This is a genomic window from Pseudomonas saxonica (assembly GCF_007858365.1).
GTDB lineage: Bacteria > Pseudomonadota > Gammaproteobacteria > Pseudomonadales > Pseudomonadaceae > Aquipseudomonas > Aquipseudomonas saxonica.
In genome coordinates this window covers 210,515-224,216 of record NZ_VFIO01000002.1, presented here as the reverse complement: position 1 = coordinate 224,216, position 13,702 = coordinate 210,515, and the positions used below count along the sequence as shown (strand labels likewise).

At 58.5% G+C, this 13,702-nt stretch carries 12 protein-coding genes; 10 read left to right on the top strand and 2 right to left on the bottom strand.

The window, feature by feature from the left end:
* The first annotated feature begins 96 nt into the window (after positions 1-96).
* A complete protein-coding gene (cytX, locus tag FJD38_RS08185) occupies positions 97-1,359 on the top strand; it encodes a putative hydroxymethylpyrimidine transporter CytX (protein ID WP_208727505.1) in 1,263 nt (420 codons plus the stop codon).
* A gap of 118 nt (positions 1,360-1,477) precedes the next feature.
* On the opposite strand, the gene FJD38_RS08180 is transcribed toward cytX, so the two are convergent.
* Positions 1,478-2,215, bottom strand: coding sequence for an RsiV family protein (locus tag FJD38_RS08180; RefSeq protein ID WP_122785106.1), 738 nt, complete (start codon positions 2,213-2,215; stop codon positions 1,478-1,480).
* 222 nt (positions 2,216-2,437) lie between these two features.
* Between FJD38_RS08180 and FJD38_RS08175 the strand changes: the two genes are divergently transcribed.
* The 9 genes from FJD38_RS08175 to FJD38_RS08135 all read left to right on the top strand — a co-directional run bounded on the left by FJD38_RS08175 (position 2,438) and on the right by FJD38_RS08135 (position 11,679).
* Complete coding sequence (locus tag FJD38_RS08175; RefSeq protein WP_122785105.1) at positions 2,438-3,055, top strand: NUDIX domain-containing protein; 618 nt, start codon at positions 2,438-2,440, stop codon at positions 3,053-3,055.
* Complete coding sequence (locus tag FJD38_RS08170; RefSeq protein WP_122785104.1) at positions 3,046-3,498, top strand: DUF1249 domain-containing protein; 453 nt, start codon at positions 3,046-3,048, stop codon at positions 3,496-3,498. The genes FJD38_RS08175 and FJD38_RS08170 overlap by 10 nt, the downstream gene beginning before the upstream one ends.
* Before the next feature lie 53 nt (positions 3,499-3,551).
* Complete coding sequence (cpdA, locus tag FJD38_RS08165) at positions 3,552-4,367, top strand: 3',5'-cyclic-AMP phosphodiesterase (protein ID WP_146384792.1); 816 nt, start codon at positions 3,552-3,554, stop codon at positions 4,365-4,367.
* Between the two features lie 95 nt (positions 4,368-4,462).
* Complete coding sequence (locus tag FJD38_RS08160; protein WP_122785102.1) at positions 4,463-5,071, top strand: YqiA/YcfP family alpha/beta fold hydrolase; 609 nt, start codon at positions 4,463-4,465, stop codon at positions 5,069-5,071.
* A gap of 51 nt (positions 5,072-5,122) precedes the next feature.
* Complete coding sequence (gene parE / locus FJD38_RS08155) at positions 5,123-7,027, top strand: DNA topoisomerase IV subunit B (RefSeq protein ID WP_122785101.1); 1,905 nt, start codon at positions 5,123-5,125, stop codon at positions 7,025-7,027.
* On the top strand, positions 7,027-8,007 hold the full coding sequence (locus tag FJD38_RS08150; RefSeq protein WP_146384790.1) for an esterase-like activity of phytase family protein: 981 nt from the start codon (positions 7,027-7,029) through the stop codon (positions 8,005-8,007). The genes parE and FJD38_RS08150 overlap by 1 nt, the downstream gene beginning before the upstream one ends.
* A complete protein-coding gene (locus FJD38_RS08145) occupies positions 8,004-8,525 on the top strand; it encodes a retropepsin-like aspartic protease family protein (protein ID WP_122785099.1) in 522 nt (173 codons plus the stop codon). Before FJD38_RS08150 ends, FJD38_RS08145 begins: the two co-directional genes overlap by 4 nt.
* 11 nt (positions 8,526-8,536) lie before the next feature.
* On the top strand, positions 8,537-10,801 hold the full coding sequence (gene parC, locus FJD38_RS08140) for a DNA topoisomerase IV subunit A (protein WP_122785098.1): 2,265 nt from the start codon (positions 8,537-8,539) through the stop codon (positions 10,799-10,801).
* A gap of 170 nt (positions 10,802-10,971) precedes the next feature.
* Positions 10,972-11,679 (top strand): PqiC family protein, encoded by a 708-nt coding sequence (locus FJD38_RS08135; RefSeq protein ID WP_122785097.1) that lies wholly within the window; start codon positions 10,972-10,974, stop codon positions 11,677-11,679.
* Between the two features lie 404 nt (positions 11,680-12,083).
* On the opposite strand, the gene FJD38_RS08130 is transcribed toward FJD38_RS08135, so the two are convergent.
* On the bottom strand, positions 12,084-13,616 hold the full coding sequence (locus tag FJD38_RS08130) for an AhpA/YtjB family protein (RefSeq protein WP_146384788.1): 1,533 nt from the start codon (positions 13,614-13,616) through the stop codon (positions 12,084-12,086).
* Between the last annotated feature and the right edge of the window lie 86 nt (positions 13,617-13,702).

Below are 13,702 nucleotides of genomic sequence, written 5' to 3'. Positions count from 1 at the left end.
GCATTTTCAGGTTTTACGATCGCTTCGCAATCGGACGCCGCCTTTGGCAGCTGCTACGAGATAAGTGTTTATCCTGCTCTCCTTGAGATTCATGCCTTGAACACACCCAATACTTACTCACCGGACGTCGCGGTACCTGCCAGTCAGCGGGTCCTCGGCGGTCGAGATCTGTTTTCTCTGTGGTTTTCCCTCGGCATTGGCTTGATGGTGTTGCAGACCGGCGCGCTACTGGCGCCAGGTCTGGGGCTATCGGGTTCATTGTTGGCAATCTTTCTCGGTACGCTTGTGGGCGTGTCGTTGCTGGCGTCGGTGGGCGTGGTCGGCAGCGACACCGGCCTGTCGTCCATGGCCGCGCTTAAACTCAGTCTGGGCAGCCGTGGTGCAATGCTCCCGGCATTGCTTAACGTACTGCAACTGATCGGTTGGGGTTCGTTTGAAATCATTGTCATGCGTGACGCCGCCAGCCTGCTGGGTGCGCGGGCATTCAGTGACACCAGCCTGTGGAGCCAGCCATTGTTATGGACGGTGTTCTTCGGTGCTCTGGCAACTTTGCTGGCAGTCAGTGGGCCGCTGACCTTTGTGCGTAAAATTCTGCGCAAATGGGGTATCTGGCTATTGTTGGGCGCGTGCCTGTGGCTGACCTGGAACCTCTTCAGCAAAGCTGACTTGCCTGCGCTGTGGGCGCAAAAGGGTGATGGTTCGCTACCCTTTGCCGTGGGCTTTGATATTGCCATCGCCATGCCGCTGTCGTGGTTGCCCTTGATTGCCGACTATTCACGTTTCGGTAAGCGCGCCAAAAGTGTGTTTGGCGGCACCGCGCTGGGCTTTTTGATTGGCAACTTCTGGCTGATGAGTTTGGGTGTGGCCTACACCCTGGCGTTCGCGCCGAGCGGTGAAGTCAATGCCCTATTGCTGGCGCTGGCCGGGGCCGGGTTGGGGATTCCGTTATTGCTGATTCTGCTGGACGAGTCTGAAAACGCCTTTGCCGATATTCACTCGGCGGCGGTCTCCAGTGGGTTGTTGCTGCGGTTGAAGGTTGAACACTTGGCGTTGATCATCGGTGTTATCTGCACTTTGATTGCCTGTTTCGCGCCGCTGGCGCAGTACCAGAACTTTCTGCTGTTGATTGGCTCAGTGTTTGCGCCGTTGTTTGGCGTGGTGCTGGTGGACCACTTTATCGTGCGTAAACGCAGTGTTCAGGTGGCGCCCACGTTATTTAGCGGTTCGGCGTTACTGGCCTGGTTGGGCGGGGTGGTGACGTATCACGTGCTGGCCAATCTGCTGCCGGATGTGGGCGCGACCTTGCCGGCCCTGTTACTGGCGGGGGCGTTGCAGTGGGTGTTGGGGCGTCAACGCTAAAAGCCCCTCACCACCTATCTCCCGGAGGGAGAGGGGACTGACCGAGCACGGCCTCAAGCACACTGCAAATCAGCCCCCTCTCCCTCTGGGAGAGGGTTGGGGTGAGGGTCGCTCAGGTTTAACCCTGCGCTGGAACCCACTCCGGCTTCAAAATCCCGCGCAGGCGCGAGTAAGGGATGCTCAGCTCAACATGCCCTTCGGAATACGGTGCAATGCTGTACACGTCGTATTTAAGCACCACGTTGTCTTTGAGCAGGGCCACGTTCGGCGTTTTCTGGAAAGGCCAGTTCTTCACGTATTCCGGGTCGCTGCCGTAGTGGGTTTTGATCAGCCAGTTGTTATGAGCCACTTTGGCCGCGCCCCAGAAGGCTTGCTCCTGCCCCGGCAGCAGCATGTCCTGCAAGGTCACTTCTTTCTGGGCGGTGCGCGAGTAGTTGATGAACCCGCGACCCGGCATACCGTGTGCGCCGCCGGTGTCCAGGTAGCTGGACAGCTCGATCACCACCAGGTCGTCATGCTGTTCGCGTACTTTGGCCTGCAAGTAGGTGCTGTTGCGAGGCTGCGCGGTGCGCAGAAACTGCTCGCGGTAGGCATCCAGTGACGGCGCCAGTTTCTCGTCAGGCGAGTTCACGGTCATTTGCAGCAGGCGCTTTTCGATCAGAGCGTCGAGCTGCGGCGCATTGGCAAAGTGCAAAGTGTCAATATTCACCAGCGGGCAATCCTGGCCCTCGCAACCTGTCTTGACCTGCTCCGAAGCGTCCTGGGTGAATGCCATTGGCTTGGGCTGGAAAACACTCTGGCAAGCGCCCAGTGTCAGGGCTATACACGCCATGGAGGCAAATTTTAAAAGCGACATGGTCGTCCTTCATTAACGAATAAAAGGTGAAATTATGCGTGTTCGACTGCCAACAAAGGCGTCAGTTCGACACTAAGCTTAAGCCAGTCAATTAGAGAGGGTTTGCAGGCGATCCGTCTATCCCTGTGGCAAAAAAGAGGCTACATGCTGAACCTCAGGCGCGTTAGGATGCGCGATGCTTGGGGTTCGCCCCGGTAAGAATTCGCCAGCCAGAGGTTTGCAATGACTGATATCACCCGCGCCACGCCCAGCGCTGTCGAGGTCGTAAAACGCGAAGAATGCTTCAAAGGCTTCTACAAGCTCGATCGTGTACACCTGCGCCATGAATTGTTTGCCGGCGGCATGAGCCGTGAGATCAGTCGCGAAGTGTTTGTGCGCCACGATGCCGTGTGTGTGCTGCCCTATGACCCGCAACGCGATGAAGTGGTGCTGATCGAACAGTTCCGCGTCGGTGCGATGGGCAAGACCGATACCCCGTGGTTGATCGAACTGGTCGCCGGGCTGATCGACAAGGCTGAAGAGCCCGAAGAAGTGGCTCACCGCGAAGGCGAAGAAGAGGCGGGGCTGACGTTTACGTCGCTATGGCCTATCACGCGCTATTTCCCGTCGCCAGGCGGCAGCACCGAATTTGTCCATTTGTACCTGGGCCGTTGCAGCACTGAAGGCGTGGGCGGCTTGCATGGACTGGAAGAAGAGGCCGAAGATATTCGAGTGACGGTTTGGGCGTACGAAGATGCGCTTCAAGCAGTACGGGATGGACGTATTTCCAATGCAGCGAGCATTATTGCCCTGCAATGGCTGGCGCTTAATCGCGCTGAAGTGAGGGGGTTATGGCAGTAACGGCGCGACGTGATCGATACAGGGTCGATTTGATTGGCTTGCAGGCCGCCTGCGAGGCTAACTTTGCACGCTTGATGCGCTTGTTGCCCGATATGCGTGAACAGCCCAGCGCGCGGCGAATTGCGGTGACTCAGGGCGACCAGATGCTCGGCGTCCTGACCCTTGAAGTGATGCTCGACTGCCCGTACACCAGCACCCTGCGCGTGCGCCAGGAACACAGTTTGCCCTGGTTGCCCGTGCCGGAATTGCAGGTGCAGGTTTACCACGATGCGCGCATGGCCGAAGTGATCGGCGCAGAGCATGCGCGGCGTTTTCGCAGTATTTATCCTTACCCCAACGTGGCCATGCATCAGCCTGATGAAAAGGCCCAGCTCAATATCTTTTTGGGCGAGTGGCTCAGTCATTGCCTGACCTGCGGTCATGAATACGCGCAAGTCCGATAACGATTTATTGCATGTCTTCGCTCTTTTTATAAACGTGCTCCGGAGAAATCCCCTTGCCGAATGTCTCCACGCTGACCACCGACGATCCGGTGCTGCTGGTGCAACTGACAGACAGCCATTTGTTTGCCGACACAGACGGGTCGCTGCTGGGGCTTAAAACGGCTGAAAGCTTGCAACGGGTCATCGATCTTGTGCGCGTCGAACAACCCCGGATCGACCTGCTATTGGCAACGGGCGATCTGACTCAGGACTCAACCGTTGAGGCCTATCAGCGCTTTCGTCAGATGACTCAAGCGCTTGCAGCCTCTGCGCGCTGGCTGCCTGGCAATCACGATGACCTCGCCCCCATGGCCGAAGCCGCCGTGCAAAGCCGTTTGCTGGAGCCTGTGGTCGATATTGGCAATTGGCGCATTACGCTGCTCAACTCGTCTGTTGCCGGCAAAGCTCACGGCTACCTGGAAGACGATCAACTGCAACTGCTCGCCCAAGCCCTGAGTGAGGCGCCCGAGCGTCATCATCTGGTTTGCCTGCACCACCACCCCGTGCCTATCGGCTGTGAGTGGATGAACGGAATCAGTTTGCACAATGCCACTGCGTTCTGGTCCGTCGTTGACCGCTTTCCGCAGGTGCGAGTGGTGCTGTGGGGGCATGTGCACCAAGCATTTGATCAGCAGCGCAACGATGTGAGGCTATTGGCCACCCCCTCAACCTGTCTTCAGTTCGAGCCAGGCAGCACGGACTTCAAGGTCAGCAACCAGGCGCCGGGTTATCGTTGGTTGCGCCTGCTGCCGGATGGCGATGTGCAGACGGGTATCTCGCGGCTAGCAGATTTCACGTTCGAGCCCGATTACAGCGCCAATAATTACTGAGTGTTGCAGACCGGATATATCCAGATGCCGAGTCAGGCTAAACTGCGCGTCTTTGTTGATGTAGCGTTGGCTAACCTGTACTCGGGAGTGATTGCATGTCCGGTTCCATTTTGTATATCCACGGTTTCAACAGTGCGCCCGAGTCCACGAAAGCCAGCCAGCTTGCCTCGGTGATGCAACGCATCGGCCTCGGTCATCAATTGCATGTGCCGGCTTTGCACCACCATCCACGTGAGGCACTTGCCCAATTGCGGGCGGCAATCGATGAGCTTGGCAGGCCACTGCTGGTCGGCAGCTCGCTCGGCGGCTACTATGCGACGTATCTGGCCGAACAGTTGGGCCTCAAGGCCTTGCTGATCAACCCGGCCGTCAGCCCGCATCGGATGTTCGACGGCTATCTGGGTACGCAAACCAACCATTACAGCGGCGAAACCTGGGAACTGACTCTCGACCACGTGGCGGCCCTCGCCGAGCTTGAAGTGCCAGCCCCTCAGGACCCGCAGCGTTATCACGTGTGGTTGCAAACAGGCGATGAAACCCTGGACTACCGCTACGCTGAGCAGTACTACAAGGCGTGCACCTTACGTATTCAGGCAGGCGGTGATCACAGCTACCAAGGTTTCGCCCAGCAACTGCCCGATCTCCTGACATTTGCCGGGATCAGTGCACACCGTTATCAAGCCATCGACTTTGCGGCCCTTTAGGCGCCCCGGCAATGGCCTTTATTCTTAATTTACGACTAACGACGAGACCTTATGGCCACTCCCAGCGCTAGCTCTTATAACGCCGACGCCATCGAAGTCCTCTCGGGCCTCGACCCGGTGCGCAAGCGCCCCGGCATGTACACCGACACCAGCCGGCCCAATCACCTGGCTCAGGAAGTCATCGACAACAGTGTCGACGAGGCCCTGGCCGGTCACGCCAAATCGGTGCAAGTCATTCTGCACGCTGACCACTCGCTGGAAGTCAGTGACGACGGGCGCGGCATGCCCGTGGACATCCACCCCGAAGAAGGTGTTTCAGGTGTCGAACTGATCCTGACCAAGCTTCACGCGGGCGGCAAGTTTTCCAACAAAAACTACCAGTTCTCCGGCGGCCTGCACGGCGTGGGGATTTCGGTGGTCAACGCGCTGTCGACGCAGGTCAGGGTCAAGGTCAAGCGTGACGGCAACGAATACCAGATGACCTTCGCCGATGGCTATAAAGCCACCGACCTGGAAATCGTCGGCACCGTTGGCAAACGCAACACCGGTACCAGCGTGTATTTTGCGCCGGACCCAAAATACTTTGATTCGCCCAAGTTCTCGGTCAGCCGCCTCAAGCATGTGCTCAAGGCCAAGGCCGTGTTGTGTCCGGGGCTGCTGGTCAGCTTTGAAGACAAAAACACTGGCGAAAAGATCGAGTGGCATTACGAAGACGGCTTGCGCTCCTACCTGGTGGACGCGGTCAGCGAGTTCGAACGCCTGCCCAATGAACCGTTCTGCGGCAGCCTGGCCGGAAACAAAGAAGCCATCGACTGGGCGTTGCTGTGGTTGCCCGAAGGCGGCGACAGCGTTCAGGAAAGCTACGTCAACCTGATCCCCACGGCCCAGGGCGGCACGCACGTCAACGGTTTGCGCCAGGGCTTGCTTGATGCCATGCGTGAATTTTGCGAATTCCGTAGCCTGCTACCCCGTGGCGTCAAGCTGGCGCCCGAAGATGTCTGGGAACGCATTGCCTTCGTCGTCTCGATGAAAATGCAGGAACCGCAGTTCTCCGGTCAGACCAAGGAGCGCTTGTCATCGCGCGAAGCGGCGGCATTTGTGTCCGGCGTGGTCAAGGATGCGTTCAGCCTCTGGCTCAATGCCAACCCTGAACTGGGCATGCAATTGGCAGAGCTGGCGATCAACAACGCCGGTCGTCGTCTCAAGGCCAGTAAAAAAGTCGAGCGCAAGCGCATCACCCAAGGCCCGGCCTTGCCGGGTAAGTTGGCTGATTGCGCCGGGCAGGACCCGATGCGATCCGAGCTGTTTTTGGTGGAAGGTGATTCCGCTGGCGGTTCGGCCAAGCAGGCGCGGGACAAAGAGTTTCAGGCGATCCTGCCGTTGCGCGGCAAGATCCTCAATACCTGGGAAGTCGATGGCAGCGAAGTGCTGGCCAGCCAGGAAGTGCACAACATTGCCGTGGCCATTGGCGTCGATCCGGGCGCTGCTGACATTAGTCAGCTTCGCTACGGCAAAATCTGCATCCTCGCCGACGCCGACTCCGACGGCTTGCACATCGCCACCTTGCTCTGTGCCTTGTTCGTGCAGCATTTCCGCCCGTTGGTGGATGCCGGTCATGTCTACGTCGCGATGCCGCCCCTGTACCGTATCGATTTGGGCAAAGAGATCTACTACGCCCTCGATGAAGCCGAGCGCGACGGGATTCTTGATCGTCTGGTGGCCGAGAAAAAACGCGGCAAACCACAAGTCACTCGATTCAAGGGGCTGGGTGAGATGAACCCGCCGCAACTGCGTGAAACCACCATGGACCCGAACACCCGGCGTCTGGTGCAACTCACGCTGGAAGACTTCGCTGCCACCTCTGAAATGATGGACATGCTGCTTGCCAAAAAGCGCGCGGGTGACCGTAAAAGCTGGCTGGAGTCCAAAGGTAACCTGGCGCAGGTTCTGGCTTGATGGGCAGAGCGTTACTGCTGGGCCTGTGCTTGAGCGCTGCGCCGGTGATGGCCGATACATGGCCTGAGCTGGTGCTTCAAACTGAGCATCCTGTCGAAGGCATGCTCGGGGGCAATCTGTCCGGGCTGGCGCTCTGTGAAGGCGAGATGTGGACGGTGTCTGACCGTGATGACGATCAGATTTACCGTCTCGATACCCGTTATGCCGAATGGCAAGCCGAAGCGGTTAGTATCCAAGTGCCACCGCCCCCCGAAAGCGGTTTGCCGTGGGGCGTGCGCATGATGCACAAAGCCGTCAGCCCGTTGCGGGGCGGCAATCTGGATTTCGAAGGCATCAGTTGTGACGCGGCGGGCAACCGTTATGTTGTCAGCGAAACCCATGCGGCGGTACTGCAAGTGCCACCCATCGGTGAGCCTTTGTGGCTCAAGATCGACCCGGCGTTGGTGCGTCAGGCGCGTGGCAGTGGCATGTTGCTGCATTTCAATGCGTTGTTTGAAGGCATTGCCGTCAACCCGCAAGGCACCCAACTGTGGCTGGCGGCCGAGCGTGAACGCCGTGGCTTGATGACCCTGCGCAAGCAACAAAGCGTATGGAACTGCGAAGGCGGATGTGTGGTGATGAGCGAGGGCGGGCTTGAACAGCCGCCTGCTCAATTAAAGGCCAAGGCGCAACAAAAGGACTTTGCCGATCTGGCGCTGTTCGATGGCAAGCTGTTTACCCTTGAGCGCATGGCCTACCGTATTTGCCGACGTACGCCAGCCACCGGTGAGGTAGAGCGTTGCTGGTCGTTTGCCAACGATGCATTGACCGAACCGCGGCGCTACAACTCCGGCTATGGCACCGCCGAGGCGCTGAGTCTGGACGCTAAAGGCGTGTGGGTCGGGGTGGACAATGGCAATCACATACGTGCCGATGGCGAAAAGCGCCCCATCGTCTGGCGTTTTGCTGCCCCGCAAGGTGGCTGGAGCGCTAAGCCATGAGCCAGCAAGCACCGGGCAAAGGCATGGGGCGCGTGTTCATGATCGTCGCCTGGTGCGCCGGCCTGTATCTGGCGACGCAATTTTTTGGGCGCTGGGAACAGCGTCAGGACAACCCCAACACTGAAGTCATCTCGCAACAAGGCGAGGGCTTCATCGAAGTCAAACTGCTCGCCAATGTGCAGGGGCACTTTGTTGCCAGTGGCCGTATCAATAACGTGCCAGTGGAATTTTTACTCGATACCGGAGCCACCGATGTGGCGGTTCCGCTGGATCTGGCAGAACAACTGGCGCTGCCCAAAGGCGCGCCTGTCACCTTGAGCACGGCCAATGGCCGCGCACAGGGCTTTCGCACTCAAATCGACCGCCTGCAACTGGGGGCCATTGTGCTGCGCAACGTGCGTGCAGTGGCCGCTCCAGGGCTTGAAGGCGAACAAGTGCTCTTGGGCATGAGTGCGTTGAACAAACTCGAATTTACCCAGCGCGGTGGCACCATGCTGCTGCGCCAGACAACGAACTGAATGAGGTCCGCATGAGCGACTCCCTTGATCTCAGCCTGGACGGCGTAGAACGCCGGTCACTGGCCGACTTCACCGAACAGGCCTACCTCAACTATTCCATGTACGTGATCATGGATCGGGCCTTGCCGCACATCGGTGACGGTCTTAAACCTGTACAGCGGCGTATTGTTTACGCCATGAGCGAACTGGGGCTGGATGCAGACTCCAAGCACAAAAAATCGGCGCGTACCGTCGGTGACGTGCTCGGTAAATTTCACCCCCACGGCGACTCGGCCTGCTACGAAGCAATGGTGCTGATGGCGCAGCCGTTCAGCTACCGCTACACCTTGGTCGATGGTCAGGGCAACTGGGGTGCGCCGGACGACCCCAAGTCCTTCGCGGCCATGCGTTACACCGAGGCGCGTTTGTCGCGTTACTCCGAAGTGCTGCTCAGCGAACTGGGGCAGGGCACCGCAGACTGGGTACCGAACTTTGATGGCACGCTGGACGAGCCGGCTGTATTGCCGGCGCGCTTGCCCAACATCCTGCTCAATGGCACCACCGGCATCGCCGTGGGCATGGCCACCGACGTGCCGCCGCACAACCTGCGCGAAGTGGCGGCGGCGTGCGTGCGTTTGCTCGACGAGCCGAAAGCCACGGTCGAGCAACTGTGCGAACACATTCAAGGTCCTGACTACCCGACCGAAGCCGAAATCATCACACCGCGCGCTGATCTGCTGAAGATTTATCAGACGGGTCGTGGTTCGGTGCGCATGCGGGCGGTGTATCACGTTGAAGATGGCGATATTGTCGTCACCGCCTTGCCGCATCAAGTCTCGGGCGCCAAGGTGCTGGAGCAGATTGCTGCGCTGATGCAGGCCAAGCCGACCAAGTTGGCGATGGTGACTGACCTGCGTGACGAATCGGACCACGAAAACCCGTGCCGCATCGTGATCATCCCGCGCAACAATAAGGTGGATCTCGATGAGCTGATGCAGCACCTGTTTGCCGTGACCGAGCTGGAGTCCACGTTCCGTGTCAACGTCAACATCATCGGCCTGGACGGCAAGCCGCAGCTGAAAAACCTGCGAGCCCTGCTGGTCGAATGGCTTGAGTTCCGCATCAACACCGTGCGCCGCCGCCTGCAGTTCCGCCTCGATAAAGTCGAGCGTCGTCTGCACCTGTTGGACGGTTTGCTCACCGCCTACTTGAACCTCGACGAAGTGATCCACATTATTCGTACCGAGGAGCACCCCAAGGCCGAGCTGATTGCGCGCTTTGGCCTGACTGAAACCCAGGCTGACTACATCCTCGATACGCGTTTGCGCCAGTTGGCTCGTCTTGAAGAGATGAAGCTGCGCGACGAACAAGATGCACTGCGTAAAGAACAAGCCAAGTTGCAAGCGTTGCTGGGCAGCGAAGCCAAGCTCAAAAAGCTGGTGCGCACTGAGCTGATTGAAGACGCGAAAACCTACGGTGATGATCGCCGCTCACCGATCGTTGCGCGGACTGAAGCCAAAGCTCTGTCGGAAAACGAGTTGGTACCCACCGAGCCGGTGACGGTTGTTTTGTCAGAAAAAGGTTGGGTTCGGTGTGGTAAAGGTCACGATCTGGACGCGACCGGGTTGTCCTATAAAGCGGGCGATGGCTATAAAACCGCTGCTGCGGGGCGTTCCAACCAATTTGCCGTGTTTATTGACTCCACCGGGCGCAGTTATTCGGTGGCGGCACATACGCTGCCATCTGCCCGTGGTCAGGGTGAGCCGCTAACCGGTCGCCTTACGCCACCGCCGGGCGCGACGTTCGAGTGCGTGTTGTTGCCTGAAGACGACGCGTTGTACGTGATTGCCTCCGACGCCGGTTACGGTTTTGTGGTCAAAGGTGAAGACCTGCAAGCCAAAAACAAGGCGGGTAAAGCGCTGCTTAGCCTGCCAAAGGGCGCGCACGTCATGCAGCCACGGCCTGTGGCAGACCGAGAGCACAACTGGCTGGCAGCGGTGACCACCGAAGGGCGCCTGCTGATCTTCAAAGTCAGCGACCTGCCGCAATTGGGCAAAGGCAAGGGCAATAAAATCATCGGTATTCCCGGCGATCGCGTGGCCAGCCGTGATGAATATGTGACTGACATTGCCGTATTGCCAGACAACGCCACATTGGTGTTACAGGCGGGTAAACGTACGTTGTCGCTCAAAGCTGACGACCTTGAACATTACAAAGGAGAGCGTGGTCGGCGTGGTAACAAGTTACCGCGAGGCTTCCAGCGTGTTGATGCTTTGCTGGTAGAAGTGCCCAATTAAGGTTGTTTAGAGCGCCCGGTCTGCGTTTTATCGCGTAGATCGGCGCAACAGCACTGGAGTCACGGTCGATATTCGCGGATGATATGCCGCGATTGTGAAACGACGTGTAAGAAACTTCCTATGAATTGGAATCACATTGAGGCGCGCCACATGGCGGCCACCTGGATGGAATGATGAACGTTCTACGTCTTCCTTTAATTGCGCTGCTGTCTGGCGTGCTTGGCTTGGTGGGGTGCAGCGTGCACCAGCCCGCGGCCTTGTACCAGCTGGACAGCGGCACCCCCGGCCAGCCCAAGCAAAGTGCGGGCATGTCGGTGGTACTTGGCCCGGTGACTGTGGCCGATTACCTGCAACGTGAAACCCTGCTGCAACGTCAGACCGATGGCAGCCTGAGTGCAGCACCGGACGGGCGTTGGGCGGGCAGCTTGTCGTCAGACATCGATCAGTTGCTGTTGCGTCAGCTGGCGTGGCGTCTGGACAGCCAGCGCGTAGTGCTGGCCCCTGCGCCTGCGGGTTTCAGCCCGGATGTGCAAGTGCTGTTGTCAATTACTCGGTTGGATTCGGGTAAAGACCAGCCAGCAATTCTGGATGCTCAATGGCGTTTGATTGACCGCCGTGGGCAGGTGCGTGACAACCGGATGGTTCACCTTGAAAAGCCGCATGCGGGGACTACTGCAGATCAGGTCAAGGCTCAGGGTGAGTTGTTGCAACAGTTGAGCGAGCAATTAGCCGTGGCGCTCAAGCCGCTGGCTAACCAGCCGCCACTGGTTGAACCCCGTGCACCGGAAAAGAAAGCGGCACCGAAGCAGGACAGCGAAAAACCGAAGATACCGATGGCGTCGCCGATTCGCACAGATATGGAAGTATTCAGGTTCTGAGTGTTTGGCGATAACAAAAAATCCCGCACGTGTGCGGGATTTTTTTGGTCAGGGCAAAAGCCCCTCACCCTAGCCCTCTCCCGGAGGGAGAGGGAACCGACCTATGTGTTTTCGAATTCACTGGTGATCAGTCAGACTGCAGCAAACCTAAAGCATCCCCTCACCCTAGCCCTCTCCCGGAGGGAGAGTGAACTGGCCTATGTGTTTTCGAATTCACTGGTGATCAGTCAGACTGCAGCAAACCTAAAGCATCCCCTCACCCTAGCCCTCTCCCGGAGGGAGAGTGAACTGGCCTATGTGTTTTCGAATTCACTGGTGATCAGTCAGGCTGCAGCAAACCTGAAGCATCCCCCAATCAGTCCCCTCTCCCTCTGGGAGAGGGCTAGGGTGAGGGGCTGTGCGCCTTACCCACGATTCTCATGCATGCGCGCCAACTGGCGTTCTAGCATGGAAGGGTAAGGCTCCATCAGGCGCTCTACACAGCACGCCCCTTCAGGGCTGGCAATCGGGCGGATGCGGGCGCGTTGGCGAATCAGCGGGTCGTCACTGATCTTGCGCTCTACCAGCAACAAGTTACGGCTGTGTTGCGACAGCGCCAGTGCATCCTGCGCCGTTTCAGTCAGCAACAAATCAATCTGGCTCAACCCGCTCAGGCCTTCGCCCAGCACCAGACCCAACTGCAATTGCAGCGTAATGCCGCTGTCAGCCACTTCGATCTGCAAGGCATGACCCAGGGCACGCAGCAACTCGCCACAGCAAATCGCATTGGTCAGGTAGTCCTCACCGCTGTCTTCGCTGTGGAACAGCATGAGCGTGCTGCCATCATTGAGCGTATGCAACTCGCTTTGATACAGCGACGCCGCCTGGTTCAGGCAGTCGCGATAACGCTCCAGCAGCTCCATCAAACGTGCGCGAGGCAAGCGTCGCAGTTGCTCTTGCGCCCCCAGTTGCACGGCCAGTACCGCGCTTGGCTGCGGCGCAGTCGGCTCAGCTTTGACTTCGGCTTTTGGCGCCACACTGGCGGCGCCGGTATCGCGCAAATCAGAAAACGGGTCTTCGTCGCCCTCGTCTTCTTCGGTAATGATCACTTGCCGAGGTGCCGCTTTGGGTGCTGGCACAGCCGGTTTTTCATCGAAGGTCGGGTCGCTCAGGTTGCGGACTTCGAAGGTAGGCTCATTGTCGTCAGCGTCTTCATACTCGCTGTCGTCGAAAGCTTCTTCGGGTTCCGGCTCAGGCTCTGGAGCAGGCGGCGCCAGGCGGGTGTGCAGTTGGCGGGCCAGATCACCGATTTCATCCTGACGGGTAATCGCCGGCGTGTAAGGATCCGGTTCGCGCAACCACACACGCAGTTGCAACAGGGGCGTCGTGATGTTGCGGCCCAGCCGCAGGCTCAGCGCCAAGGCAAGGGCCAGCAAAATAGCGCTAAGAATGCCCATGCTCTGCAAGCTGATGGTCATCGGCTGTTCGAACTGGTTCATGTCCAGGCTGATACGCAGGTGCCCGGCCGTCACATCCTGAAAGGTGATCTTGGTCTGGTACACGCCTTCGGTTTCACCCAGCAGGCTGTTTTTAGGGCGTTGCCCGGCCTCCGCGAGGATGCGGTTATCCACGCTATAAATAGCAGCGTGCGCCACCAGGGGATTTTTGGTCAGGTTGTTGAGCAGCACGTTGAGGCTGAGGATGTCGTTGGACACCAGCAACTCGGTCGCCGACGTGGCGGTCTGCGTGGTCAGGCTCTGCCCCAACGCATCGGCCTGCTCGTGCATGGCCTGCTTGAATTGCAGGCCCATGACCACGGCATAAATGACCAGCGCCAACGCGACCAGAATCACGTTGTGGGTGGCAATGCGCAGAGCTATCGGAACGCGACGATCGCGCAAGGCCCGGAAGATCAGCAGAAAGAAATTATCGTTTTTGACAGGCAATGGCCGGTTCACTGAGCGCGGCTCTTAGTCCGTTAAGTTGGAGCGCAGTATAGCGATCAGCCCTGAGGCGGCAAAGCCTTGGCGATGCCCGATGGTCA

Bases quoted from the DNA above. Each gene is read 5' to 3' on its own strand.
- parE (WP_122785101.1), top strand. From the start codon at position 5,123: ATGGCCACTCCCAGCGCTAGCTCTTATAACGCCGACGCCATCGAAGTC.
- FJD38_RS08180 (WP_122785106.1), bottom strand. From the start codon at position 2,215: ATGTCGCTTTTAAAATTTGCCTCCATGGCGTGTATAGCCCTGACACTG.
- FJD38_RS08160 (WP_122785102.1), top strand. From the start codon at position 4,463: ATGTCCGGTTCCATTTTGTATATCCACGGTTTCAACAGTGCGCCCGAG.
- FJD38_RS08175 (WP_122785105.1), top strand. From the start codon at position 2,438: ATGACTGATATCACCCGCGCCACGCCCAGCGCTGTCGAGGTCGTAAAA.
- FJD38_RS08170 (WP_122785104.1), top strand. From the start codon at position 3,046: ATGGCAGTAACGGCGCGACGTGATCGATACAGGGTCGATTTGATTGGC.
- parC (WP_122785098.1), top strand. From the start codon at position 8,537: ATGAGCGACTCCCTTGATCTCAGCCTGGACGGCGTAGAACGCCGGTCA.
- FJD38_RS08150 (WP_146384790.1), top strand. From the start codon at position 7,027: ATGGGCAGAGCGTTACTGCTGGGCCTGTGCTTGAGCGCTGCGCCGGTG.
- FJD38_RS08145 (WP_122785099.1), top strand. From the start codon at position 8,004: ATGAGCCAGCAAGCACCGGGCAAAGGCATGGGGCGCGTGTTCATGATC.
- FJD38_RS08135 (WP_122785097.1), top strand. From the start codon at position 10,972: ATGATGAACGTTCTACGTCTTCCTTTAATTGCGCTGCTGTCTGGCGTG.